The 22,529-nt window shown below is 38.1% G+C and carries 20 protein-coding genes; 14 read left to right on the top strand and 6 right to left on the bottom strand.

What is annotated here, in order from left to right:
* The first annotated feature begins 2 nt into the window (after positions 1-2).
* The 12 genes from rfbA (at position 3) to G5S32_RS13885 (ending at position 12,246) form a co-directional block, all read left to right on the top strand.
* Positions 3-872, top strand: coding sequence for a glucose-1-phosphate thymidylyltransferase RfbA (gene rfbA / locus G5S32_RS13940; protein ID WP_165312523.1), 870 nt, complete (start codon positions 3-5; stop codon positions 870-872).
* A 12-nt stretch (positions 873-884) separates the two neighbouring features.
* Positions 885-1,757, top strand: coding sequence for a dTDP-4-dehydrorhamnose reductase (gene rfbD / locus G5S32_RS13935; RefSeq protein ID WP_165312522.1), 873 nt, complete (start codon positions 885-887; stop codon positions 1,755-1,757).
* 8 nt (positions 1,758-1,765) lie between these two features.
* Positions 1,766-2,323, top strand: a complete 558-nt coding sequence (gene rfbC / locus G5S32_RS13930; RefSeq protein ID WP_165312521.1) for a dTDP-4-dehydrorhamnose 3,5-epimerase — start codon at positions 1,766-1,768, stop codon at positions 2,321-2,323.
* Between the two features lie 104 nt (positions 2,324-2,427).
* The gene (locus G5S32_RS13925; RefSeq protein ID WP_165312520.1) at positions 2,428-3,669 is read left to right on the top strand and encodes a flippase; all 1,242 of its coding nucleotides are present in this window, start codon (positions 2,428-2,430) and stop codon (positions 3,667-3,669) included.
* Positions 3,670-3,686: 17 nt separating this feature from the next.
* A complete protein-coding gene (glf, locus tag G5S32_RS13920) occupies positions 3,687-4,778 on the top strand; it encodes a UDP-galactopyranose mutase (protein ID WP_165312519.1) in 1,092 nt (363 codons plus the stop codon).
* Positions 4,775-5,707 carry a glycosyltransferase gene (locus G5S32_RS13915; RefSeq protein WP_165312518.1) on the top strand — a complete coding sequence of 311 codons (933 nt, stop codon included), beginning with the start codon at positions 4,775-4,777 and terminating at the stop codon, positions 5,705-5,707. Before glf ends, G5S32_RS13915 begins: the two co-directional genes overlap by 4 nt.
* Positions 5,708-5,925: 218 nt before the next feature.
* Positions 5,926-7,215, top strand: coding sequence for a phenylacetate--CoA ligase family protein (locus tag G5S32_RS13910; protein WP_165312517.1), 1,290 nt, complete (start codon positions 5,926-5,928; stop codon positions 7,213-7,215).
* A gap of 5 nt (positions 7,216-7,220) precedes the next feature.
* Complete coding sequence (locus tag G5S32_RS13905) at positions 7,221-8,405, top strand: hypothetical protein (RefSeq protein ID WP_165312516.1); 1,185 nt, start codon at positions 7,221-7,223, stop codon at positions 8,403-8,405.
* Positions 8,398-9,177 carry a hypothetical protein gene (locus G5S32_RS13900; protein WP_165312515.1) on the top strand — a complete coding sequence of 260 codons (780 nt, stop codon included), beginning with the start codon at positions 8,398-8,400 and terminating at the stop codon, positions 9,175-9,177. The genes G5S32_RS13905 and G5S32_RS13900 overlap by 8 nt, the downstream gene beginning before the upstream one ends.
* Positions 9,174-9,941 carry a glycosyltransferase domain-containing protein gene (locus G5S32_RS13895; protein ID WP_165312514.1) on the top strand — a complete coding sequence of 256 codons (768 nt, stop codon included), beginning with the start codon at positions 9,174-9,176 and terminating at the stop codon, positions 9,939-9,941. The genes G5S32_RS13900 and G5S32_RS13895 overlap by 4 nt, the downstream gene beginning before the upstream one ends.
* 91 nt (positions 9,942-10,032) lie before the next feature.
* Positions 10,033-10,779 carry a glycosyltransferase family 2 protein gene (locus G5S32_RS13890; protein WP_165312513.1) on the top strand — a complete coding sequence of 249 codons (747 nt, stop codon included), beginning with the start codon at positions 10,033-10,035 and terminating at the stop codon, positions 10,777-10,779.
* Between the two features lie 300 nt (positions 10,780-11,079).
* The gene (locus tag G5S32_RS13885) at positions 11,080-12,246 is read left to right on the top strand and encodes a nucleotide sugar dehydrogenase (RefSeq protein ID WP_165312512.1); all 1,167 of its coding nucleotides are present in this window, start codon (positions 11,080-11,082) and stop codon (positions 12,244-12,246) included.
* 534 nt (positions 12,247-12,780) lie between these two features.
* On the opposite strand, the gene G5S32_RS13880 is transcribed toward G5S32_RS13885, so the two are convergent.
* From G5S32_RS13880 to wecA, 3 genes are all read right to left on the bottom strand, one after another.
* Positions 12,781-13,002 carry a hypothetical protein gene (locus G5S32_RS13880; protein ID WP_165312511.1) on the bottom strand — a complete coding sequence of 74 codons (222 nt, stop codon included), beginning with the start codon at positions 13,000-13,002 and terminating at the stop codon, positions 12,781-12,783.
* A gap of 35 nt (positions 13,003-13,037) precedes the next feature.
* Positions 13,038-14,132, bottom strand: a complete 1,095-nt coding sequence (locus tag G5S32_RS13875) for an ATP-binding protein (protein WP_165312510.1) — start codon at positions 14,130-14,132, stop codon at positions 13,038-13,040.
* A gap of 790 nt (positions 14,133-14,922) precedes the next feature.
* The gene (gene wecA / locus G5S32_RS13870) at positions 14,923-15,981 is read right to left on the bottom strand and encodes a UDP-N-acetylglucosamine--undecaprenyl-phosphate N-acetylglucosaminephosphotransferase (RefSeq protein WP_165312509.1); all 1,059 of its coding nucleotides are present in this window, start codon (positions 15,979-15,981) and stop codon (positions 14,923-14,925) included.
* A gap of 362 nt (positions 15,982-16,343) precedes the next feature.
* Here wecA and G5S32_RS13865 point away from each other — a divergent pair, with 362 nt between their 5' ends.
* A complete protein-coding gene (locus tag G5S32_RS13865) occupies positions 16,344-17,648 on the top strand; it encodes an MBL fold metallo-hydrolase RNA specificity domain-containing protein (protein WP_165312508.1) in 1,305 nt (434 codons plus the stop codon).
* 222 nt (positions 17,649-17,870) lie between these two features.
* Positions 17,871-18,251, top strand: coding sequence for an endonuclease domain-containing protein (locus G5S32_RS13860; RefSeq protein ID WP_425509200.1), 381 nt, complete (start codon positions 17,871-17,873; stop codon positions 18,249-18,251).
* A gap of 813 nt (positions 18,252-19,064) precedes the next feature.
* Here G5S32_RS13860 and G5S32_RS13855 read toward each other — a convergent pair.
* The 3 genes from G5S32_RS13855 to G5S32_RS13845 all read right to left on the bottom strand — a co-directional run bounded on the left by G5S32_RS13855 (position 19,065) and on the right by G5S32_RS13845 (position 22,526).
* A complete protein-coding gene (locus G5S32_RS13855; RefSeq protein WP_207621588.1) occupies positions 19,065-19,859 on the bottom strand; it encodes an ETEC_3214 domain-containing protein in 795 nt (264 codons plus the stop codon).
* 183 nt (positions 19,860-20,042) lie between these two features.
* On the bottom strand, positions 20,043-21,776 hold the full coding sequence (locus G5S32_RS13850) for a transglycosylase SLT domain-containing protein (RefSeq protein ID WP_165312507.1): 1,734 nt from the start codon (positions 21,774-21,776) through the stop codon (positions 20,043-20,045).
* Between the two features lie 150 nt (positions 21,777-21,926).
* The gene (locus G5S32_RS13845; protein WP_165312506.1) at positions 21,927-22,526 is read right to left on the bottom strand and encodes an LPP20 family lipoprotein; all 600 of its coding nucleotides are present in this window, start codon (positions 22,524-22,526) and stop codon (positions 21,927-21,929) included.
* Between the last annotated feature and the right edge of the window lie 3 nt (positions 22,527-22,529).

The following is a 22,529-nucleotide window of genomic DNA, read 5'->3' as shown; positions in this document are numbered from 1 at the left end:
TGATGAAAGGGATTATTCTTGCTGGTGGTTCTGGCACACGCTTATACCCGATCACTCGTGGTGTATCTAAACAGTTGTTACCGGTTTACGACAAACCGATGATTTATTACCCGCTTTCAACGCTGATGTTAGCAGGCATTCGCGACATTCTTATTATCACCACTCCGGAAGATAACGACAGCTTTAAACGTTTACTGGGTGATGGCAGCGATTTTGGTATTAACCTGCAATACGCTGTACAGCCAAGCCCTGATGGTTTAGCGCAAGCGTTTATCATTGGTGAAGAGTTTATTGGTAATGATTCTGCGTGTTTGGTGTTGGGTGACAATATTTTCTATGGTCAGTCTTTCGGTAAACAATTGAAGCGTGCTTGCGAGCTGACTTCTCAAGGCATTGCAACGGTATTTGGCTATCAGGTGAAAGATCCTGAACGTTTTGGTGTGGTTGAGTTCGACCAAGACATGAAAGCCGTTTCCATTGAAGAAAAGCCGCTTAAGCCGAAATCAAACTACGCAGTTACGGGTTTGTATTTTTACGATAACCGCGTTGTAGAAATGGCAAAACAAGTGAAGCCCTCTGCACGTGGCGAGCTAGAAATTACCACCCTAAATGAAATGTACCTCAATGATGGTTCACTGAATGTAGAGTTATTAGGCCGTGGTTTTGCGTGGTTAGATACTGGCACCCATGAAAGCTTACACGAAGCTTCTTCTTTTGTTCAAACCATTGAAAATGTGCAAGGTTTGAAAGTGGCTTGTTTAGAAGAAATTGCTTGGCGCAACGGTTGGCTAACCAACCAACAATTAGAAACGATTGCCAAACCTATGCTGAAAAATGGCTATGGTCAGTACTTACATTCGTTAATTAAATAAGCAGGAAGTAGAATGAAAGTTTTAATTACCGGATGTAACGGCCAAGTGGGGCATTGCCTGACTGAGCGTTTAAAAACTCAAGCTGAGGTATTGGCTTTAGATTACGAAGGGCTAGATATTACTAACCGTGAAGCCGTGCTAAACACGGTGGCTGAGTTCAAGCCTAATTACATTATCAACGCGGCAGCGCATACCGCTGTTGACCGTGCCGAACAAGAAGTTGACCTTTCTTACGCCATTAACCGTGATGGACCACTTTATTTGGCACAAGCTGCCAAAGAGTGTGGTGCTGTGATGCTGCACATATCTACCGATTATGTGTTTGACGGAACGGGTGAACAGCCCTACCAAGAAAGTGATAGCACAGGGCCGCAAGGTGTTTACGGGCAAAGTAAACTGGCGGGAGAACAAGCAGTAGCAGAAGCTTGCCCACAGCATTTGATTTTACGCACCGCTTGGGTTTTTGGTGAACATGGCAATAACTTTGTAAAAACCATGCTGCGTTTAGCGCAAAGCCGCGACGAGCTAAGCATTGTGGGTGACCAGTTTGGCGGCCCAACCTATGCGGGTGACATTGCCGACGCGTTGATTGCGATGGTGCAATTTATTGAGCAGGGCAACCAACCTCAATGGGGTGTTTATCACTTCTCTGGCATGCCATACGCCAGCTGGTTTGATTTTGCGTCAGCCATATTCCAAGCCGCAGAACAACATAACGTGTTGGTTAAGCAGCCACAGCTTTCTTCTATTCCAACATCGGCATACCCAACGCCAGCCAAACGCCCAGCTAACTCACGATTAAACTGTTCACAAATCGAAAATCAATTTGGTATTAAACCAAGTGATTGGCAGGCGGCTTTAAACAATATTCAAGCTTATAAGTAATTCACACTATGAAAGTTATTGATACGAAAATTCCTGATGTAAAAATCATTGAGCCAACGGTATTTGGTGATGAGCGCGGTTTCTTTATGGAAACGTGGAACCAAAAGCGTTTTGAAGAGTTAGTCACAGGCAAGCCAACCCAGTTTGTGCAAGATAACCACTCAAAATCTAAAAAAGGGATTTTACGTGGTTTGCATTACCAAACGGAAAACACCCAAGGCAAGCTAGTACGTGTGGTTTCTGGTGAAGTGTTTGATGTAGCGGTTGATATCCGTAAAAATTCTCCAACCTTTGGTCAATGGGTAGGTGAATATCTTTCTGCTGAAAACAAGCGCCAATTGTGGATTCCTGAAGGTTTTGCTCATGGTTTCTATGTAACCAGTGACGAAGCTGAATTTGTTTATAAGTGTACTGATTATTATAACCCGAGTGCTGAAGTCTCGATTAAATGGGATGATGAAACATTAGCAATTGAGTGGCCTATCTCAGAACCTGTTCAGCTATCGGCTAAAGATCAAAATGGGATTGGCATTAAATTGCTAAATCAAATTTTAGCTAACAAGTAAGAAGAATTTGAACAGAAGTAGCACATGCTCCTTAATGTTTTAAATATAAAAATAGACTTTAAATAACTAAGTGATATTTCTTTTGAGTTAACATGCAGGTGCAAATGTTAGATAAAACAATAATAAAAAATATTTCTTCTTTATTTAGTATCAGAGTTGCTGGATATATAATACCATTAATAACTTTACCATATTTAGTTAGGACTCTCGAGCCAATAGGGTATGGGACGCTTACTTTTTGTATAGCGATTGTACAATATTTTGTTATATTTGTTAATTATGGCTTCGATTTGTCTGCTACTCAAAAAATAGCCCAAAACAAAGATGATAAATTTAAATTAAGTAAAATTTACTGGAACGTGATAGCAGCCAGGCTATTGCTTACCCTTATAGGGCTTATAATAATATTTGTTTTGAAATTTATGTTCGAGAGCATAAGTGATATGTCAATAGTGCTATTTTCCGCATACTTTTCGGTATTAGGCGCTGCGTTATTTCCACAATGGCTATTTCAAGGTAAGGAGCAGTTAGGTACTATATCTATTATTAGATTGTTTCTCCAAGTACTTATTATTCCATTGTTCTTTTTGTTTGTAAAATCTGCTGAAGATGTATGGGTTGCTGCTTTAATAAATTCGATTCCATCATTGATGATTGTAGTTTTTTCTTTTTCATTAATCAGTAAGAGAAAATGGATATCATGGCATAAACCGACAGTAAATGGTGTTTTAAGTGAACTAAATGATGGCTGGTATTTGTTTTTGTCATCAGCGGCTAAAAGTTTATATACAACAAGTACTACTGTAGTTTTAGGATTGTTGTCAGGCCCTATTAGTGTGGGTATTTATGCATCTGCCAATAAATTACTACAAGCAGCACAGGGGTTATATACACCAATATCTGCATCATTTTATCCAAGAATAAATAGTCTGATGGTGAATAGTCAATTAGATGCAATGAATATGATAAAATATCTAATGAAATTACAGTTCTCATTGACATTATCTATTGGAATTTCAATGTATATATTTGCACCATTTGTTATAGATATACTTTTCGGTGAAGGGTACGCAGAAAGCATATCGGTTTTAAGAATTATGAGTGTTCTACCAATTGTGATTGGATTGAGTAATATCTTTGGTGTTCAGATTCTTTTGACTCATGGTTACAAGAAAGAATTTACTAAAATATTGATATTGTCTGGAGTAATTAGTTTATTTACACTGTTACCACTTTGTTTTTATTTTGATTATATTGGCGCTGCATTGTCTGTTGTAATAACTGAAATAATGGTAACAGCCTTTATGTGGCTTGTTATAAAAATTAAAAAAATACCAAATTTTTAATATTTTGAGGTTCATTGATGGAATACGATTTTCTTATAGTAGGCTCTGGACTTTTTGGTTCTGTGTGTGCACACGAACTCAATAAAAAGGGCAAAAAAGTTCTTGTTGTTGATAAACGAGGGCATTTGGGTGGGAATATATATACTGAAAATAACGACGGTATACAGGTTCACAAGTATGGCGCGCATATTTTCCACACGAACGATAAGTACATTTGGGATTACGTTAATAGCTTTGTTGAGTTCAACCGTTTTACCAACAGCCCGTTAGCCAACTATGAAGGCAAACTTTTCAATTTGCCATTTAACATGAATACCTTCTACCAGCTTTGGGGAACGAAAACGCCTCAAGAAGCTTTAGATGTTATTAACCAACAAAGAAAAGAAATTGTTGCTGGGCCGCAAAACTTAGAAGAGCAAGCTATTTCTCTGGTGGGCAGAGATATCTATGAAAAGCTGATCAAAGGTTACACCGAAAAGCAATGGGGCAGAGCATGTAGCGAATTACCCGCTTTTATTATTAATCGGTTACCTGTTCGTTTTACTTACGATAACAACTACTTTTCAGACCGATACCAAGGCATTCCAATTGGTGGCTACACCAAGTTGATTGAGTGCATGCTTGACGGTATTGAAGTGCGCTTAAATGTAGATTTCTTGAAAGACAAAGAACTGCTAACCAAGCTTGCCAAAGAAATCATTTATACTGGCCCAATTGATGAATTTTTTGATTATCAATTTGGTGCACTAGAGTACCGAACCCTGCGTTTTGAATCGGAAACACTGCCTGTTGAGAATTATCAGGGCAATGCAGTGATTAACTTTACTGAACGACAAATTCCGTATACCAGAATCATTGAACACAAGCATTTTGACTTTGTGAGCACCAAGCATACGGTGATTACTAAAGAATACCCTTCAGAATGGAAGCTCGGTGATGAGCCTTATTATCCGGTAAACGATAATAAAAACATGGAGCTATTCAAACAATACCGCACACTGGCGAAAACAAAAGCGAATGTCCATTTTGGTGGACGCTTAGGTGAATACAAATACTTAGATATGCACTTAGTGATTAAATCTGCTTTGAATATGGTTTCAGAACTATGAAAATATCAGTTGTTATAGTTACGTATAACAAAAAAAATGATTTACTATTGTCGATTATGTCATTGTCACATCAAACAAAAAAATTTGACGAAATTATTATAGTAGATAATAACTCCATCGATGGTACAAAGGAACTCCTATTAAAGGAAGGTCTGATTAATAATGATTCAGATAGAAATGTTAAATTAAACAATAATGAATTTACAGTGCATTATAAAAACAGTGGCGCAAATATTGGTGGCGCTGGAGGGTTTGCATTAGGACAAAAAATCGCTTTATCTCGAGACGCAGATGTTATTTGGTTCACTGATGATGATGCTGTATGTAACCCAGATGCGTTAGAAAAACTTTATTCAGCCTTACTTAATACAGATTATGATATTGTAAATCCACTAGTTGTCGACGTTGAAAACAATGAAAAATTATCATTTGGTCTTAGTAAAGAAATACAAACAGTGGAAGATGCCATTTTAATAAAGGATGAGAGAGGCTTAATCCCTGATCTTGCTAATCCATTCAATGGTACGCTGTTCTTGTCTAGCTTCGTTCGCGATATTGGTTTCGTGAAATCAGAGATGTTTATTTGGGGGGATGAAGTTGAATATATCAAAAGAGCTAAGAATAGTGGAAGAAAAATAGCTACTGTAGTCGATGCTAAAGTTTATCATCCTAGATCGAAAACTACATATGAACCATTCATGTTTGGATTGTTGAAAATGGAAGTGAAACCAGAAAAATTGCAAATGAACTACTATAGAAACAGAGGTTACTTGGCGGGAAAATATGAGTTTGGTTTAAGAAAATATAGGTTTTTCATTAAATCATTCTTTTATTTTTTATCTAAGATTGAGCTAAGATTATTATGTATATTTATTTGTTATTATCTGGATGGGTACTTTGATAAGTACAAATTACCTAATGTGAGGTAGAGATGTTAGGCGTGATGACGTCGCCAGATATAAATTAATTGTACTATTGTTTTTTAACATGTATATACATTTATGGATTACTTATAAATAAATAAATAAATAAATAAATAAATAAATAGTAGAATTAAGTTCTTATTTACTAAAGGTAGATTGGTGTTTGGAGTTTTTTATAAAATATTTTTATACATCGAAGTTTTACCGATATTTAAGGGTGGTTTATGATTAGTCTTCACAAGATAATATATAATATTGGAGTTAAGTTTAGAAATCCAAGCTATTATATGGCTATGGAAGAGTTGTCAAAGTCTGAATTCTTTAGTTTGGAAGAACTTCAAGATATACAGAAGAAAAAACTTTTTGATCTAATTGAATTTGCAAAAGAAAATAGTGCTTACTATTTGAAGGTTTTAGGGGAGATTGAATTAAATTCAAATGATAATTTATATGATATATTAAACTCTTTGCCAACTATAACGAAACGAGAGTTGTTAGATAACATCAATGAAATCAGTACTGTAAATCAATTTAATTTCAAAAAAATATTTAATTCCGAAACTTCTGGGACTAGTGGTGAGCCATTGGTTTTTCCAAGAGATGAAGAATGGGATTCTTACCACAGAGCCTCTATTGCAAGAGGTTTAAGTTGGCATGGTGTAAAACCATACTGTAAGAGTCTATATTTTTGGGGATATACAAACTCTAAAAAAAATAAATTTAAAAATAAGATTAATGACATTCTTTTGAATAGGAAGAGGTTATTTACCTTTGATGAAAATAGCATCAAAAATATGATCTTAAATAACCAAGATGCCGTAATGATTCATGGGTACAGTTCTGTAATTAACGAAGTCGCAAAAATTGTAGTTAAAAATGATCTTAGTTTGAAAAATTTAAAGGTTGTCAAAGGTACATCTGAAAAAATTTATGATTCTTATAATGAAATGGCAATAAAGGCTTTCGACAGAAAAATTATAAGTGAATACGGAGCTGCCGAAGCGGGAATAATTGCATTTGAATGTGAGCATGGGAAAATGCATATTAACGAAGAAACATGTATTTTGGAAAATATTGCTGGTCAAGCTGTTGTTACAAATTTACATTCAAAATCATTTCCCATTATTCGATATGAACTCGGTGATGCAATAATTTTAACTGATGAGCAATGTGATTGCGGGCGAAGTCACAAAATAATTAGCGAGATAACCGGTAGAGTCGGAAAGAAAATTTATGGCTATAATGATAAAGAATATCCATCTTTGACGTTGTATTATATTTTTAAAAATTTGGCTATTGAAGAAGATATTTGCATAGATTATCTTGCTGAACAATTTGAATACGGAAAATTGATCATTAATGTAAGTGGCGATTTGAGAAAAGATATAGAAGATAAGATAAGAAATATTTCATTTAGATATTTCGGTGATAATATGAACATTAATTTTAATGAAAATCAAGTTCTTCATGATATGACAAGTAAAAAGACGGATTTTAAATCTTATTTAAGATAGTTCTTATGATTAAAAAGTTTTTAGAAGTACTTCTCTTCTTTCCTTCGGTTACATTTTCGTTAATCAAGGCTGAGATTTTTCCCTATGGAATAATTTATTTCCTCGTAGGAAGGGTGCGCTTATACAAGAATGTGATGTTGGTGATATTTTTAATGATTATATCATCAATATACGGAGCATTGTATTTTCAAGAAATCTCAGATGAAGTTATTAGATCTATCTTTGCATATTTAAATCCTTTATTAGTATATGTATATATATTAAATGAAAGAAAGCGATCTAGTGAAAATATAGTTAAATTTATATTTTTTGGATTACTTGCTCTAGGGTTATTGCAGTTTAGTGGATTGGCAAATGCTATAGCTCTAGATAGTATAATTGATATACTGATGTCAAGAGGTGGAACTGATGTTGTTGAGGGGGGGAGAGGCATCTCATTACTATCAAGCGAACCATCTAGAGCAGCTTGCGAAGTAACATTTGTATATATTTTGTTTAGATATTCTTTTCTAAATCATAAGGTTACAATTATTTTTGATGTGTTTATCGCATTCTTTATTTTGTACTTTATTCGTTCTGCTACCGGATTGATATACATATCTATATTTCTTTTATTGGAATATAGATTAAAGTTAGTTATAGCTTTAGGTATATTATTTTTAGCCGTAGGATTTAGTGATCTTTCATCTAGCTCTAGAGCACTTAACCTGCTACATGCAGCCTTAAGTCAAGATGATTTTAGTTCATTTGTAAGTTTGGCCTTGAATGCATCAGGTTTTCGATTTATCTCAGTGTACGCAGCTTACAAGAGTATGTTTAATGCTATTTTTGGATTTGGTGTTGGTTTTTGGGAATTCAGTTCAAAAATAGCTTTAAATAATAGCGGAATACCAGCCTACGATATAAGTTACTTTAACACTTGGTTTGGTGGGCGTTATGAAAGTGTCCGCCCAGTTGCCTATTTTGCGTCCATAGCATTGGACATGGGTATTATTGGTTTCATACTATTATCTAATATTGTATTTAAGCCTGTGCTACAAGTTTTCAAAATGTCTGAATTCAAGTCTGCATATATCACATTTGCCTTCTATTTGATTTTTCTAAGCGCTGTAGGTAATCCAGTTCCTTGGTTATGTATCGCATATTTGATCAATATTGATCGTTTAAAAATAAAGTTACACAATGAATAATACAATAATTTATGTGCATCATGCTAAACCAATTCACATTTTAAAAAGAGAAATTTCAATTCTTAGTCGATTAGGAAAAGTAATTGATATAGATACAGCTCGCAGTGATAAATACTCAGGAATTAATGATTTCTTTGAATTTTCTGGTTATCAATTTGGGTTGGATTTAATATTAAGAGAGAATGAATATTTTGAAGGTAATTTGTTTTTTTTAAATAGTACAATATTTGATTCTCATTATTCATATCTATATGTATATCTTGTTAAATTAATCATTAGAAATTACTCCAAAGACAAAAAACAAGAGTTGTATGGGTTGGTTCAAAATAAGCAGGATTATAAAATAGTGCCAACTTGCTTTTTTTGTCTTTCCAACTTTAAATTCAATTATATTGATAATATATTTGTCCCAGAGAAACTGAAAATCAATCCTATAAACGTTAATGATCTATATGTTGGCAATAAAAATGTTTATAATGAAAGGCTTGATAGTTGGCTTTTCCCTAAAAGGTTTTTTGGCGGTTGGTATAAGGCTTCCAAATTTAAGTCTTTAGGTTTAGATACTGTAAAGAGGAAAAAGCTTGCTATCTTTCTAGAACATATTCTAGTCAGTAATTTAGTTACAAGAGATAATTTTAAACTAATAGATGTCTCAAATTTTAATTATTTTGTTCAAATTTTAGTTAAGATTGATATTTATAAACAAATGTATTTTAAAATCAAATATAGACTTTTTACAATGTTGTTACATCGACCGAAAGTATTTAAATGAAAAATAAAACAGTAATATATACAGCAATATTCGGTAACTATGATAAAGTTGTGAATTTGACTGCTGTGGATAAAGAAAAATTTGATTACATTTTGTTTTCTGACTCCGATAATGTTTTATATTCCCCTCCTTGGGAACTAAAAACTATCAAAAATATGGATTTTGATAGTAATGTTAAGAAAAATAGATATATTAAATTTTTTCCGCATTACTTTCTAAATGAATATAAAGATAGCATTTATATTGATGGCAATGTTGATATAGTAAAATCCTTAGATAGCTTTATGGAAGCATCGATTTGTTATGATATGCAATGCTATTCTCACCCTCATAGAGAAAATGTGATTCAGGAAATGGCGGCCAACTTGTGGATGAGACGACTTCCTGATGAAAGCATTCCAAAGCTATCAGAATTAATTGTGGACTTTCAAAACTCCGGTTATATTTTTGATGGTTTATATGAGGCTAATGTTATTTATAGGAAGCATAATGATAATGTAGATAATTTGATGAAGTTGTGGTGGGAGCTTTTTTCTTGTGGGGTTCAGAGAGATCAAATATATCTACCATTCGCACTGTGGAAATGTAAGGATTTCATTAGTTTTAATGCATTGGAAAAGAATAATAGCCGAATGAAAGGAGCTGACTTTTATTGCTATAAACATAGAAATATCTCTTTCAGTGACCTTCTTATAAAGTTGAAAAGAAAATATAGAATGCTAACTACAGATATTGATTACTGGGTTAAGAAAATTGATGGTTAAAATCTATTTAATACTGTTGTTGACATGATTTTCCATAAAATTGTTAGTGACTAAGTACACGGTCTGTATTTATTTGTCGAGATTTATTATTATGAAGCTGGTTTCTATAATAACCCCTACATACAATTGTAAAAATGTAATACGTGAAACATATAATTCGATATTATTACAAGAATACATTAACTATGAATGGATTGTAACTGATGATTGTTCAAGCGATGATACGATTAGTTTTCTTAAATCAATATCTGATAGAAGAGTAAAAATATTAAATAATGAGAAGAACTCCGGAGCTGCAGTTTCTCGTAATAAATCTTTAGAGGCATCTAGTGGAGACTTTATTGCTTTTATTGATAGCGATGATATCTGGTTTCCTGATAAGCTTTCTAAGCAAGTTGAATTCATGGAATTAAATAATATTGATTTTTCATTTACAGCCTATGAGCTAATTGATGAAAATGGAATACCATTGCAAAGAAGAGTTGATACTCATTTAAGTCAACCTGTTACCTATGAAGATATGCTACGTAAAAAGGCAACATTAGGTTGTTCGACAGTAATGCTCAGACGTAGTGCATTTGATGATATATCGATGCCTTTAATTCGTACTGGTCAGGATTACGGATTATGGTTAAAACTGCTTAAAACGGGAGTAGAAGCTTATCCTTTACCTGAAGTTTTAACTCAATATCGTATTCTCCCTAATTCTATTTCTAGAAACAAGTTCAGAAAGGCGAAAAGGCAATGGGAAATATATAGAAAAATAGAGAAATTGAGTTTACTAAAATCTCTTGAATGTTTTTGTTTTTATGCTTGGCGGGCTTTTTTTAGAAAGTGATTTTTCTATATTTTTTACTTGGATATGATAAATTATTTAGTTTGATTTATTGATATTTTAATTTTCTTTCAGAAACAATGATTATTCCTGATATGGTTAGTTTCTTTAAATATTTTGAAACTTTGTATTAATAAACTAACTATTTATGAGAATGACTCTTGCCCAATAGTGTTATTGTTGAGTGATTAGTATTATTTGTATCCCTTTCGATTTAAATTAACCTTTACTGAAGACTTGGTGTTAGATTTAACTAATTATGAAGTTATTAACGTATAAATAGATAAGATATGGGTTGTAATAATGAAAATTGCCATTGCCGGAACAGGCTATGTTGGTTTATCAAATGCAATGTTATTGGCTCAAAACCATGAAGTTGTTGCATTAGATATTATTAAAGAAAAAGTTCAATTATTGAACGACAAACAATCTCCTATTGCTGATGTAGAAATTGAAGATTTTCTTGCTAATAAGCCTTTAAATTTTGTTGCCACACTAGATAAACAACTGGCGTACAAAAATGCGGATTATGTGATTATCGCTACTCCTACTGATTACGATGTCGAAACGAACTATTTCAACACATCATCTGTGAAATCTGTTATTAAAGATGTGATGGCTCTTAACCCTGATGCGGTGATGGTGATTAAATCAACGGTTCCTGTCGGTTATACCGCTCGCATAAACGAAGAATTTGGTTGTGATAATATTATGTTCTCGCCAGAGTTTTTACGCGAGGGGCGTGCGCTGTATGATAACTTGCATCCATCACGAATTATTGTTGGTGAAAAGAGTGAACGTGCTCAAATGTTCGCTAACTTGTTAGTTGAAGGCGCGATTAAAGAAAATATCGAAGTGCTGTTTACTGATTCAACGGAAGCTGAAGCGGTGAAGCTGTTCTCCAATACTTATCTTGCACTGCGTGTATCTTACTTTAATGAGCTTGATTCGTATGCTGAAACACACGGGCTGGATTCTCGTCAAATCATCGAAGGGGTAAGTCTAGACCCGCGTATTGGTGGTCACTATAACAACCCATCGTTTGGTTATGGTGGCTACTGTTTACCTAAAGATACTAAGCAGCTACTAGCTAACTATGCTGATGTACCAAATAACATTATTGCAGCCATTGTGGATGCAAATACTACACGTAAAGATTTCATTGCAGATTCCATTTTGAAACGCAATCCGAAACGTGTGGGTATTTATCGCTTGGTTATGAAAGCAGGCTCTGACAACTTCCGTGCTTCTGCTATCCAAGGTGTGATGAAACGACTTAAAGCAAAAGGCATTGAAGTGGTAGTTTACGAGCCTGCACTGAAAGAAAGTGAGTTTTTCCACTCTGCGGTACTAACCAATCTCGAGCAGTTTAAGTCGGTTTGTGATGTGATTGTCTCTAATCGTATGGTGGATGAAATCAGCGACGTAGCACATAAAGTGTATACGCGTGATCTGTTTGGTAGTGACTAAGAAATTGGCTGATTAAGAATTTTCCTTTTTTAATTAAGCAAAAACTAGTTAAGCAAAGGCCCCAACTATGGCTCAATAGTTGGGGCTTTTTCTTTTTAATCCAATAGTAAGGTGGTCATTGTACGATTAACTCAAATGTTAGCTTTTTCTAATATGCAACTAATTTAAAATGAACCATTGTTTTGGAATGCATGTCCCATAAATATTTGATATGATAACTATTATCACCTAGCTTTTGCTCTATGAGTATTGGCGTTAAATTAATAAGTTATCGAAGTAAGGGTTCAGATTAATGGCTATGCAGTTCCAGATACATTGCCCATGTTGTAAGAAGGTCTCAGTTTTTGATAGGGTGCAACGTACGTTTTTGGAGAGGGTAACCAAAGCTAATTATTACAAGTTGCAATGTGCGAATTGTGACACGGAATTGTATCAGCATAAAAAGACGTTTGAGGTTATCTATACCAGTAAGGACTAACGGGTTATAGCCTTCTTCTCTCTTCGAGACTCTGGATAGATAACCTTCATTCATTGTTAGTTAGTGTTCAGAGCTCTCACCCACGTTGTTACTCGCCAGATGTAGTTCAGCATCAAGGCATAAGCCATAAAGCAAATCATAAAGCAGTAGAACATGATGGTTTCACTGATTTCATTGATTTTACCCCAAATACCAAACCCCGCTAAGGCTGATGCAATTAAACAAATGGTAATCAGCGTGTGAGTGGTACTTAGCCCCAATCGCGGTTGATGTTTCATGTCTTTACATGCCTAAAGGCACTAGTCATCATCAGCTACTTTTCAAGAATATAATCACGAAAATCGTGATTCTCAATTTCCAACTTGCCACGTTCTGGGCTGTAAATGAGTTCAAGCGACTTCAATCGTGTGACTGCATTTTTCACCGACCATTTTGTCACATCTGTTTCTGGGGCGGCAGTGAAAGCCTTTACTTTGTCTAATCCTGCTTTTGTATAAAGACCTTTTGACTCATTGGCCGCAACAAGCTTTAGGATTGCCACTTCGATAGGTTTCAGTTGATCGTATGTTTTTGAAAAGTGATTCTCTGACTCGATACGATCAACATCATAGCGATGAACACCAATATCTAAGTCATGAACCATATTAAGGGCCATGTTCTTCAGCATTTCAACAAATCGAGCAGGAGCGCGGTTTTGTTTGATTAAGATTTCTAGTGCTTTGTGTTTGTCGAGTTCCACACCACCAGTGACGTTTTTGAATGCGACCAATTCGAATTCAACGAAATCCATATCCAGTTCTTCAAAGATCTGGGTTTGGCTTGAGTTGTAGAATGGAGCTTTGTTGTCTTTGAATAAGCGACTTAATCCCTCTCTACTCGAACCTGTGAAGATGCATTTAACGTTGTTATCCTCTCTGTTTACCACAAAACTGCGTAGAGCAGCTGTAAATGAGTCAAATTCTTTGCGAGTAGCCAAATGTTGAACTTCGTCAAGTAAAAGCAAAACAGGCATGCCCAACTGGTTTAATCGTTGAAATACAGCGAATAAGTCCGCTCTTAACTCGGCTTGAGAACGCTCAACTTCAACTTTGCCGCCAACTGCACTAAAACCTAACTTTTTGAAGTTGAGAGCTTTGCCAAGCTTATTTAGAAATCCCTCATTCCTTTCACAAGCATCAATGACGGATTTAATGAAAATGCCTTCTGGATTGTCTTTCTGCATCCAAAAATCGACATAGATAGGCAAGACACCAAGTTCACGAGCCATAGGGATTATGTCTTTCTGGATAAATTGAGTTTTTCCTCGCTTACGTGGAGCGAAGATTGAAACACGTTGAAGAAGACCTTTGTCCATCCCGTTAAGGATGAACGTAGCAAGTTGTGTACGAGGATAATGCCAGATATCCATTGTTATGCCCTTTTGGTAGCTTGTGTAATAAAAATACCACAAAACTAAGTTGTGGTAGATTTTTTAACACAACTAGCCACAAATGTCATTGTCGTCCTAAAGCCGATCTTCAAGTTCTGCCAATTTATTCCATAGAAAATGGATGATATCTTTTGACTCTTCAGGCGAGTCGGAATCTGGTGGTGGAGGTAATGTTTTCTTATTCATACCTTCAGATTGCCACGTGAAAAGGATCACTCAAGTCGAATGTGGGATCAAGTTAACAACACCACACCAGTTTCTTGTCAAGGCCTCGCTAGTGAACTGTTACCTCAATAGTTGGGGCTTTTTCTTTTTAATCCAGTAGTAAGGTGGTCATTGTACGATTAACTCAAATGTTAGCTTTCTCTAATATGCAATTGATTTTCTATTTAAACCACTGCTTGGGATGGATATCACATAAATACTTGATATGATAACTATTATCACCTAGCTTTTACTCTGTGAGTATTGGCGTTAAATTAATAAGTTATCGAAGTAAGGGTTCAGATTAATGGCTATGCAGTTCCAGATACATTGCCCATGTTGTAAGAAGGTCTCAGTTTTTGATAGGGTGCAACGTACGTTTTTGGAGAGGGTAACCAAAGCTAATTATTACAAGTTGCAATGTGCGAATTGTGAAACGGAATTGTATCAGCATAAAAAGACGTTTGAGGTTATCTATACCAGTAAGGACTAATGGGTTGTAGCCTTCTTCTCTCCTTGAAGCTCTGGATAGATAACCTCCATTCATTGATTAGTTAGCCATTGATTAGTTGGTGTTCAGAGCTCTCACCCACGTTGTTACTCGCCAGATGTAGTTCAGCATCAAGGCATAAGCCATAAAGCAAATCATAAAGCAGTAGAACATGATGGTTTCACTGATTTCATTGATTTCACCCCAAATACCAAACCCCGCTAAGGCTGATGCAATTAAACAAATGGTAATCAGCGTGTGAGTGGTACTTAGCCCTAAACGTTGGCAGATGTGGTGTAAATGCTCTCTGTCTGGTTTGAATGGCGAATCACCACGGCGCACGCGGCGAATCATAATCGCTGCCATATCCATCAGTGGTACCGCAATTAACCATAAAGCAGTAACAGGGCGAATAGGTGGCTCGGTACCGTTTTGGCTGGAAAGTAGTAGCAACCAAATTACCGTAAAACCAATCAGCATGCTTCCTGCATCACCCATAAACACTTTGCGTTTGCGGCCAAGAGCGCCAAGGTTGAGCAAAATGTAAGGTAGGGTAATCACCACCAACACCAAACATAGGTACGCAATATTCATTTGCCCATCTAAAGCCACCAGAATGCCTAACCCGCCAAAGGTCACAATCGACATCCCGCCCAGTAAGCCATCAATACCATCTACCATGTTATAAGCGTTAATTGCCCCAACAACAGATAAGATGGTGACCACATAGCCAAACCAGCCTAGCGTAACGTTCCCTGATCCAAAAATATTACCGATGTTATGCAGTTCAATATTGCCAATGGTCATCATGGCAACAGAAAGCCCCGCTTGTACAAAAAAGCGCACTTGAAAACTGATATCGAACCTGTCATCTAACGCGCCTACTATCACCAGCAGCAAAATACAGCCAGCATAAAGAGGGGTGTGGGGAATGATGTTAGGGTTGTTGAACAAGAAATAGAGTAGCGAACAACAGATAGAAATACCGCCAACTAACGGTATAACACCTTCGTGTAATTTACGCGCATTTGGTTTATCCACAAGGCCGATTGTTTTGGCAAACTTACGAAGGAAAAACAAAGTGGTAAATGAGAAAAAGAACAAAAAAGCCAGATCAATTAGCGAAGTTAGCACAACTTAGGTCTCAAAAAGCATTATTTAATTATTGAGCAATTTTAAAACAAAAGTTCAATTCTATAAAGGTTTAACGTATGAAATTTTTTGTTATAAGTTAGTAAGTTGACGCTGCCTCTGACATTAAATTGACACGAATTACTAACATAAAACACAGTTAAAAAAGCAACATATTGATAGTGTGGAAAGTTTTTCTAAACTTTCGCATGTAATACAAACTTGTATACAAAATCCTACCTCGTCCGCAGTATTGCTTCACTATTGTTCCTATATTTTAAATGAAGGCGATTGCGCTGCCTTTCTTGATAAAACAGAGCGTTTCATCAAGACGGTGAATAACTAGAATATAGCGAGGTTGGTGAATGCAACTTATCCATCATGGTGGCAAAAATACCGTTACTGGCTCGTGTCATGAGCTGACTTTTGGTGACCGTTCTATTCTGATTGATTGCGGAATGTTCCAAGGGCCAGATGCTCAGCTACTCTCGGAGTCGTTTTCTCTCGATAATGTAAAAGCGGTTGTGCTTACTCATGCGCATATCGACCATATTGGCCGTTTGCCTTGGTTAATTGCTCAAGAATTTTCAGGCCCCATTTACTGTACTAAGGCAACTGCGGAACTGGTTCCCCTGATGCTGGATGATGGGCTTAAAATTCAACAAGCGATGACGTATGAAGCGCGTAAGCCAATTATTGAAGCTATCACTCGCTTACTTCACCCTGTCGATTATTATCGTTGGATAGACGTGGATACGTTCCGCTGTCGTTTTAATCCTGCGGGGCATATTTTAGGCTCAGCTTATCTTGAAGTTGAGCTTCCTAATCAAGAATTGGTGGTGTTTTCTGGTGATTTAGGCCCGAGTAATACGCCGTTGTTGCCTGATCCTGTTTCTCCACAAAAAGCTGACTATCTCGTCATTGAAACGACCTATGGCGGTTCTTTGCATGATGGTGTAGAGCAACGCGCACAAGCATTAAAAGAGATCATCGACCGTTCTTTGTTAGATGGCGGAACCATTCTGATACCTGCGTTTAGTGTCGGTAGAACGCAAGAACTGCTGTTTGATATCGAGCAGTTGATTTACCAGCATCAACTTGATGTAAAGCTGCCTATTATTCTTGATTCTCCTATGGCGCAGAAGGTGACGCAGTCATATCAGCATTTTAGAAGCCTATGGGGAGAAGAGGCGAAGCAGCGCCTGAAAATGCATCGTCATCCTTTGGCGTTCGAGCAGTGCATTACGGTTGGCGATCATCAGTCGCATTTAGAGTTGGTGAACCGTTTAGCTTCAACCGGTGAGCCTGCCATCGTTGTCGCCGCTTCTGGCATGTGCGAAGGCGGGCGCATTATGGATTATCTCAAAGCGCTATTACCCGATGAACGTACCGATGTGATTTTTGCTGGCTTCCAAGCGCAGGGAACGTTAGGCAAGTCAATCCAACAAGGTAATAAAACCGTATGGATAGATGAGGATGAGGTGTCAGTAAACGCTCACATTCATACTATGTCTGGTTATTCTGCCCACGCCGATAGCGACGATTTGCTCAAGTTTGTTGAGGGCATAAAAGTGAAACCAAAGCAGGTTCATTTAATCCACGGAGAGCAAGAATCCAAAGCCGCTTTCGCAGAAACACTCAGAAATCGAGGTTATGAGGTCGTGGAGTAAAGAACCCCCTCTAACTCCCCCTTGGTAAGGGGGAGAACTGAGAGCAAAGCGGGTGGTGTTTGTTCCTCCCCTTGGTAAGGGGGAGAACCAAGAGCAAAGGGGGCGATGTTTGTTCCTCCCCTTGATAAGGGGGAGAACCAAGAGCAAAGAGGGTGATGTTTGTTCCTCCCCTTATGGAGGGGAGGCTAGGTGGGGTGGCTTTCACAGTGGGAGGTCGAAACTTTGAGCGAGAATATAAACAAAATATTTAATACTTCGAGACATAAGAAGTTAAGGCAAATTTTACGTAATCATATGCCCGAACCAGAATTGCGCTTATGGGCACGAATTAGAAGTAATCAATTAGGCGTAAAGTTTCGTCGTCAGCATGGAATAGATGGCTATATCGTTGATTTTTATTGTCCCCATAAAAAGGTTGTTATTGAGATTGATGGTGACAGCCATTACAGCAGTGATGCTATGGTTAATGATCTCGCCCGCGATCAGTATTTGATTTCCCTTGGTCTTAGAGTTTTAAGGTTTACCAATCAACAAGTGATGACTGAGTTGGAGAGTGTTGTTGAAGTTATTGTCGCTACTATTGGCAAAGAAAACCCCCTCTAACTCCCCCTTCGAAAGGGGGAGAACTGAGAGCAAAGCGGACGGTGTTTGTTCTAAGCGATACTTGTTATTCATCTGGTTGAATTGTATCTAGATATTAATTTGGAACCAATATCACGGTAATGTCTGGTTATTTAATTATTATCCCCAGAGTTTTTACTCTATTGAGTGTTTACACACTAAATTAACGACTTAACTAGATAGGGATATAAGAAAAATGGCTATGCAGTTCCATGAACATTGCCCGTGTTGTAACCAAACTTCTGTTTTTGAACGGATCCAGCGTACGTTTTTGGAAAAAGTCATCAAGGCTAATTATTACAAATTGCAGTGTGTGAATTGCGATGTCGAAATATTCCAACATAAAGAAACGTATGAGGTTATCTATACTGGTAAAACAGAGGCTTAGCTTTTTTACTTTGGAAGTTTTGCATAGATAACTTTAGATTTCATATTCACTTTGTCATTCGCCAAATAAACCTATCAGCTGCTTTCTGCATTTAGTTAAGAGGAAGAAAACCCCCTCTAGCTCCCCCTTCGAAAGGGGGAGAACCAAGAGCAAAACAAGCGGTGTTGATTCATCCCCTTTCGAAATGGGGAGAACTGAGAGCAAAAGCGGGTGATGTTTGTTCCTCCCCTTATGGAGGGGAGGCTAGGTGGGGTGGCTTTCACCGAAGCAGTGTTATGCGCTTTGGATTAAGCGGAAGATAAAACCCCCTCTAACTCCCCCTTCGAAAGGGGGAGAACTAAGAGCAAAAGCGGGTGATGTTGATTTCTCTCTTTGGTAAGGGGGAGAACCAAGAGCAAAAGCGAGAATTACTGCTGAATCAACTGATATTCCGACTTGGTTAAAATCGCATCTTCTAACGCTGATAAGCCTAGCGAACTGTAACCGTAGAAATTTGGTTTCATTGCTTGGCGCAGAGCTTGAGCTGAGTCGGTCACATCATCACCCAGTGTAAAGGCATCCACTAAGCTTTCGAGTAGCTGATGTTGTTCACCGGTCAGTTCTTGTTGGAACTCAGAGTAGCCACTCACTGACGTGTACAGGTTGTTAAACTCGCCACCGGTATTTTCTTCGATGTAGTAAGTAAGAATGCGAGATAGAGAAGCACGCAAGTCACTTACCCCCTCTTGGTCACTGAATGGTGTTGATAGTAGGTCCTCACCACCGGCTGAAAGCTTGGTATTTGGTGTGAAACCTTCATTTGGGAACACCAGATAAGCGGCGATAGCGTCGTCTTTAATTACAGCCGAGAGAACAAAACGTCCGTCTTGGTAATACTTGATTAGATCACCGTCAGCAGAGCGTTTGATGTAAACTGGTGCGCCCAGCGCTTCATCTAACACATCCGCAGAGGCGCGAACATACACTTTAGCTAGCTTCTCTTGTGATGGTATATCCGTAAACTGAGAGAGCGAGAAATCATAAATTTTCTCTAACGCATCGGTACTGTCATTAAAGCTACCGAGTGCAATAGCCACAAGGGAGACGAGCGCGATAGCGCGTCCCCAGTGATCTTTTAACGATTTTTTTTCCACACTAGCTTCTGCAGAGCTAGGCTCTGCAACCGCTTGTTCTAACTGAGATACTTTTTCTAACGGAGACATAGTTGTTAACCCTGCACTTCTTCCATTTTATTAATGAGAGCTTCTTTTCCATCGTTCAATAGATTTTCAACTTTATCTAAAGAGTCCTGGCCTAACAGTTCCAATATTGGTTCTTTATACTGTACGCCGATGTAAATACCGGTAACGATCAGTAATAAGGAAAGGATACGTAGCATCGATACCTCACAATGCATTTTCAGGTTGGTATAACGCCATACGTGACGAAACTTTCTTTAGGTAGTTTTTCGTTTCATCGTAAGGCAAGTTTTTGATTAACTGCGTGTAGACCTGATCAGGCGTCATGCTATTAATCTTTTCTGAAGCGGTTTGAATATTGGTGGAGCGATTGCTGTTAAACGCTCGAGCCACGTTGCCAGCCCCTGTGTTATAGGCCGCAATCGTACAGTAGAGTCTGCTCTTATCATCTTTGATATTGCTCAGATACTTATCATTTAAGATGTGTAAGTAGGCAGTACCTGTTTCTACGTTGATAGGCGGCTGATAGAGGTCGCTCTCTTCCATTGGCGCGTCGATATTACGCACTTGTTTATTGACATCACGACCCGCAGAAGAAGGAACGATCTGCATTAAACCAAATGCCGGAACGTGCGATTTCGCATCTGGGCGGAATGCCGATTCACTGTGCATAATCGCCATTACAAGGGCAGGGTCTACTGACCATTTGTCACTTTCTTGCAGTGCCATTGGCTGATACTGGCTCGCTCGCTTCGCTAGGTTGTTATTCGGTAAGCTGATTTTGTAGCTGATGACTTTTTTCGCTACTGGTGCGGGTTCATCGTTAGCCGCTACTTCTTCAACTGGCAGCGCATCGGTTACCGGTGTTTCAACTTGGGCGACAGCGATGGCTGCATCTGTGCTTACGGGTTCTAGTTGCGCAGGTTCTACTTGCGCAGATTCAACTGCGGTTGACTCAACAGGTTTCTCTTCTGTCACGAGCGGTTGTTCAACAACGGGTACAGCGGTTTTCGCTAGAGCACTTTCGTTTGCTGCTGTACTTGGTTCGGCAACTATCGGCTTAGCTGTTTTTTGCGGAGCCCCTGTTTTTTGCGGATCCAGTGTTTGTGCGGTTTGTTCGCTCGCTTTCTCAACGGCTTGAGCCGCAGGTTTTTCTACTGCTGGTTTAGTTACTACCGGTTTAGCTACTGCCGGTTTAGCAAGGGTATGGCTTGCTGGTTTTGGTTCAGCTTGAGCCGTTCCTTCCAGTTGCTGACGCTTAGCTTGATACAAGCGGCTAACCACGAGCATGCGTTTTTTCGCTTCTTCTATCAGCGCCATCTTTTTGTTGTGCGCACGTTGATAGATAAATTCGTCAGGAATACCTGTATTGGCTGAGATTAGGCGCTCAGCCTGAATATCGTATTCGTTCATCTGCTGCTGGGTTTGTTGCAGAATGAACGTTCTTTCCTGATCTTCACGCTGTTTGGAGTAATTGACGGATTCTTCGCTTACTTGGGCCATTCGCGGATCAAAGGTGATGCCATCAGCAAGCTGAGCTTTCTTAATCAGCTGTTTTGCCTGGGCTTCGGAGACGGAAGCATCCACCAATACGGAAACTGTCGCCGTATTGTTATCGTAGTCGATTACTTTCTTGACGGTATCGTCAGAGCTGTATTCGACGTCGGTTGTTTTGTCTGAAATCTCAGCGCTACCCCATTGGTTGATCAGCTCTTTTCTCTGCTCATCCAATTGTTTTGTATAGTCTTCACGCCACTTTTCATACTCATCTAGGCGATGATTGATGTAGTCAATAAACTCTTGATTAATTTCACTCTGAGAGCGCTTCGCTTTTTGGGTTGCTTGATCCAGTTCTGCAAAAGCGTCCTTGTTTGCAGCGAAACTAGGGGAGAACAAGGTCAGCAGTGAAAGGGCAATAATGGTTTTGTTGAATAATCGCATGCAGGTTCCTAGCCTAAGTATTTAAAGCTTAAAAAACAGGGATCTTTCACTGCAGTTTTTAACGGTTGTGGAAGCAACCCCACCCAACCTCCCCTTGAAAAGGGGAGGAGATAAAAACAGCGGCAAGTGTGAATCCCTGCTTTGTTTTGCTTACATCGTTTTCAATGAGTTAAGCGCGTTGTTTAGATCTTCCGCGGCTTTTTCACTATTGAATTGGTTCCATAAGCTTGCTTCTTTTGATGCGCTTTCAACCACTTGGTTTACGTTTGCTTGGTAGGCTTCTTTATCCATACCGACTAACACGTATAAACCACCTGCAGGGCTGACTTGGCTTACGATCAGCTTGCTGTTAGAAAGGCTGCGAGTCACTACGTTTTTGGTTACGTTTTCAAATGTTTCCATTACATTTTCAACTTGGCCAAGTTCCGTTGTGGTGCTGACATTGCTTTCAATCGCTTGCTTGAACATGTTGTTTACGTCAGTTTGGAATTGCGCTGCTAACTGTACGCGCGCATCGTTGACTGCCACTTTACGCATTACGCTCATACCTGCGGCACTTTTCTTGGCGTAGCCCATTGCGCCCGCTGCCAAATCTTTCGGCATTACATCGCAGATCCACGCTGGTGCTTCCGCTGTTGGTGCGTCTGGGAAAGTACAAGGTGCGAATTTTTCCGCTTGTTCAACAGTTTGAGTGCTGTTACATGCTGCTAGGCCAACCACCATAGCGCTGATAAGTAGTGTTTTTTTCATGGT

The sequence above is a fragment of the Vibrio ziniensis genome, assembly GCF_011064285.1.
Taxonomy (GTDB): Bacteria; Pseudomonadota; Gammaproteobacteria; order Enterobacterales; family Vibrionaceae; genus Vibrio; species Vibrio ziniensis.
Note: the sequence above shows the minus strand (reverse complement) of the source record. Positions and strands in the feature narration are given on the sequence as shown.

Excerpts from the sequence above, each read along its gene's own strand:
- rfbA (WP_165312523.1), top strand. The coding sequence starts at position 3 with ATGAAAGGGATTATTCTTGCTGGTGGTTCTGGCACACGCTTATACCCG.
- rfbD (WP_165312522.1), top strand. The coding sequence starts at position 885 with ATGAAAGTTTTAATTACCGGATGTAACGGCCAAGTGGGGCATTGCCTG.
- rfbC (WP_165312521.1), top strand. The coding sequence starts at position 1,766 with ATGAAAGTTATTGATACGAAAATTCCTGATGTAAAAATCATTGAGCCA.
- G5S32_RS13925 (WP_165312520.1), top strand. The coding sequence starts at position 2,428 with ATGTTAGATAAAACAATAATAAAAAATATTTCTTCTTTATTTAGTATC.
- glf (WP_165312519.1), top strand. The coding sequence starts at position 3,687 with ATGGAATACGATTTTCTTATAGTAGGCTCTGGACTTTTTGGTTCTGTG.
- G5S32_RS13915 (WP_165312518.1), top strand. The coding sequence starts at position 4,775 with ATGAAAATATCAGTTGTTATAGTTACGTATAACAAAAAAAATGATTTA.
- G5S32_RS13910 (WP_165312517.1), top strand. The coding sequence starts at position 5,926 with ATGATTAGTCTTCACAAGATAATATATAATATTGGAGTTAAGTTTAGA.
- G5S32_RS13905 (WP_165312516.1), top strand. The coding sequence starts at position 7,221 with ATGATTAAAAAGTTTTTAGAAGTACTTCTCTTCTTTCCTTCGGTTACA.
- G5S32_RS13900 (WP_165312515.1), top strand. The coding sequence starts at position 8,398 with ATGAATAATACAATAATTTATGTGCATCATGCTAAACCAATTCACATT.
- G5S32_RS13895 (WP_165312514.1), top strand. The coding sequence starts at position 9,174 with ATGAAAAATAAAACAGTAATATATACAGCAATATTCGGTAACTATGAT.
- G5S32_RS13890 (WP_165312513.1), top strand. The coding sequence starts at position 10,033 with ATGAAGCTGGTTTCTATAATAACCCCTACATACAATTGTAAAAATGTA.
- G5S32_RS13885 (WP_165312512.1), top strand. The coding sequence starts at position 11,080 with ATGAAAATTGCCATTGCCGGAACAGGCTATGTTGGTTTATCAAATGCA.
- G5S32_RS13880 (WP_165312511.1), bottom strand. The coding sequence starts at position 13,002 with ATGAAACATCAACCGCGATTGGGGCTAAGTACCACTCACACGCTGATT.
- G5S32_RS13875 (WP_165312510.1), bottom strand. The coding sequence starts at position 14,132 with ATGGATATCTGGCATTATCCTCGTACACAACTTGCTACGTTCATCCTT.
- G5S32_RS13865 (WP_165312508.1), top strand. The coding sequence starts at position 16,344 with ATGCAACTTATCCATCATGGTGGCAAAAATACCGTTACTGGCTCGTGT.
- G5S32_RS13855 (WP_207621588.1), bottom strand. The coding sequence starts at position 19,859 with ATGTCTCCGTTAGAAAAAGTATCTCAGTTAGAACAAGCGGTTGCAGAG.
- G5S32_RS13850 (WP_165312507.1), bottom strand. The coding sequence starts at position 21,776 with ATGCGATTATTCAACAAAACCATTATTGCCCTTTCACTGCTGACCTTG.
- G5S32_RS13845 (WP_165312506.1), bottom strand. The coding sequence starts at position 22,526 with ATGAAAAAAACACTACTTATCAGCGCTATGGTGGTTGGCCTAGCAGCA.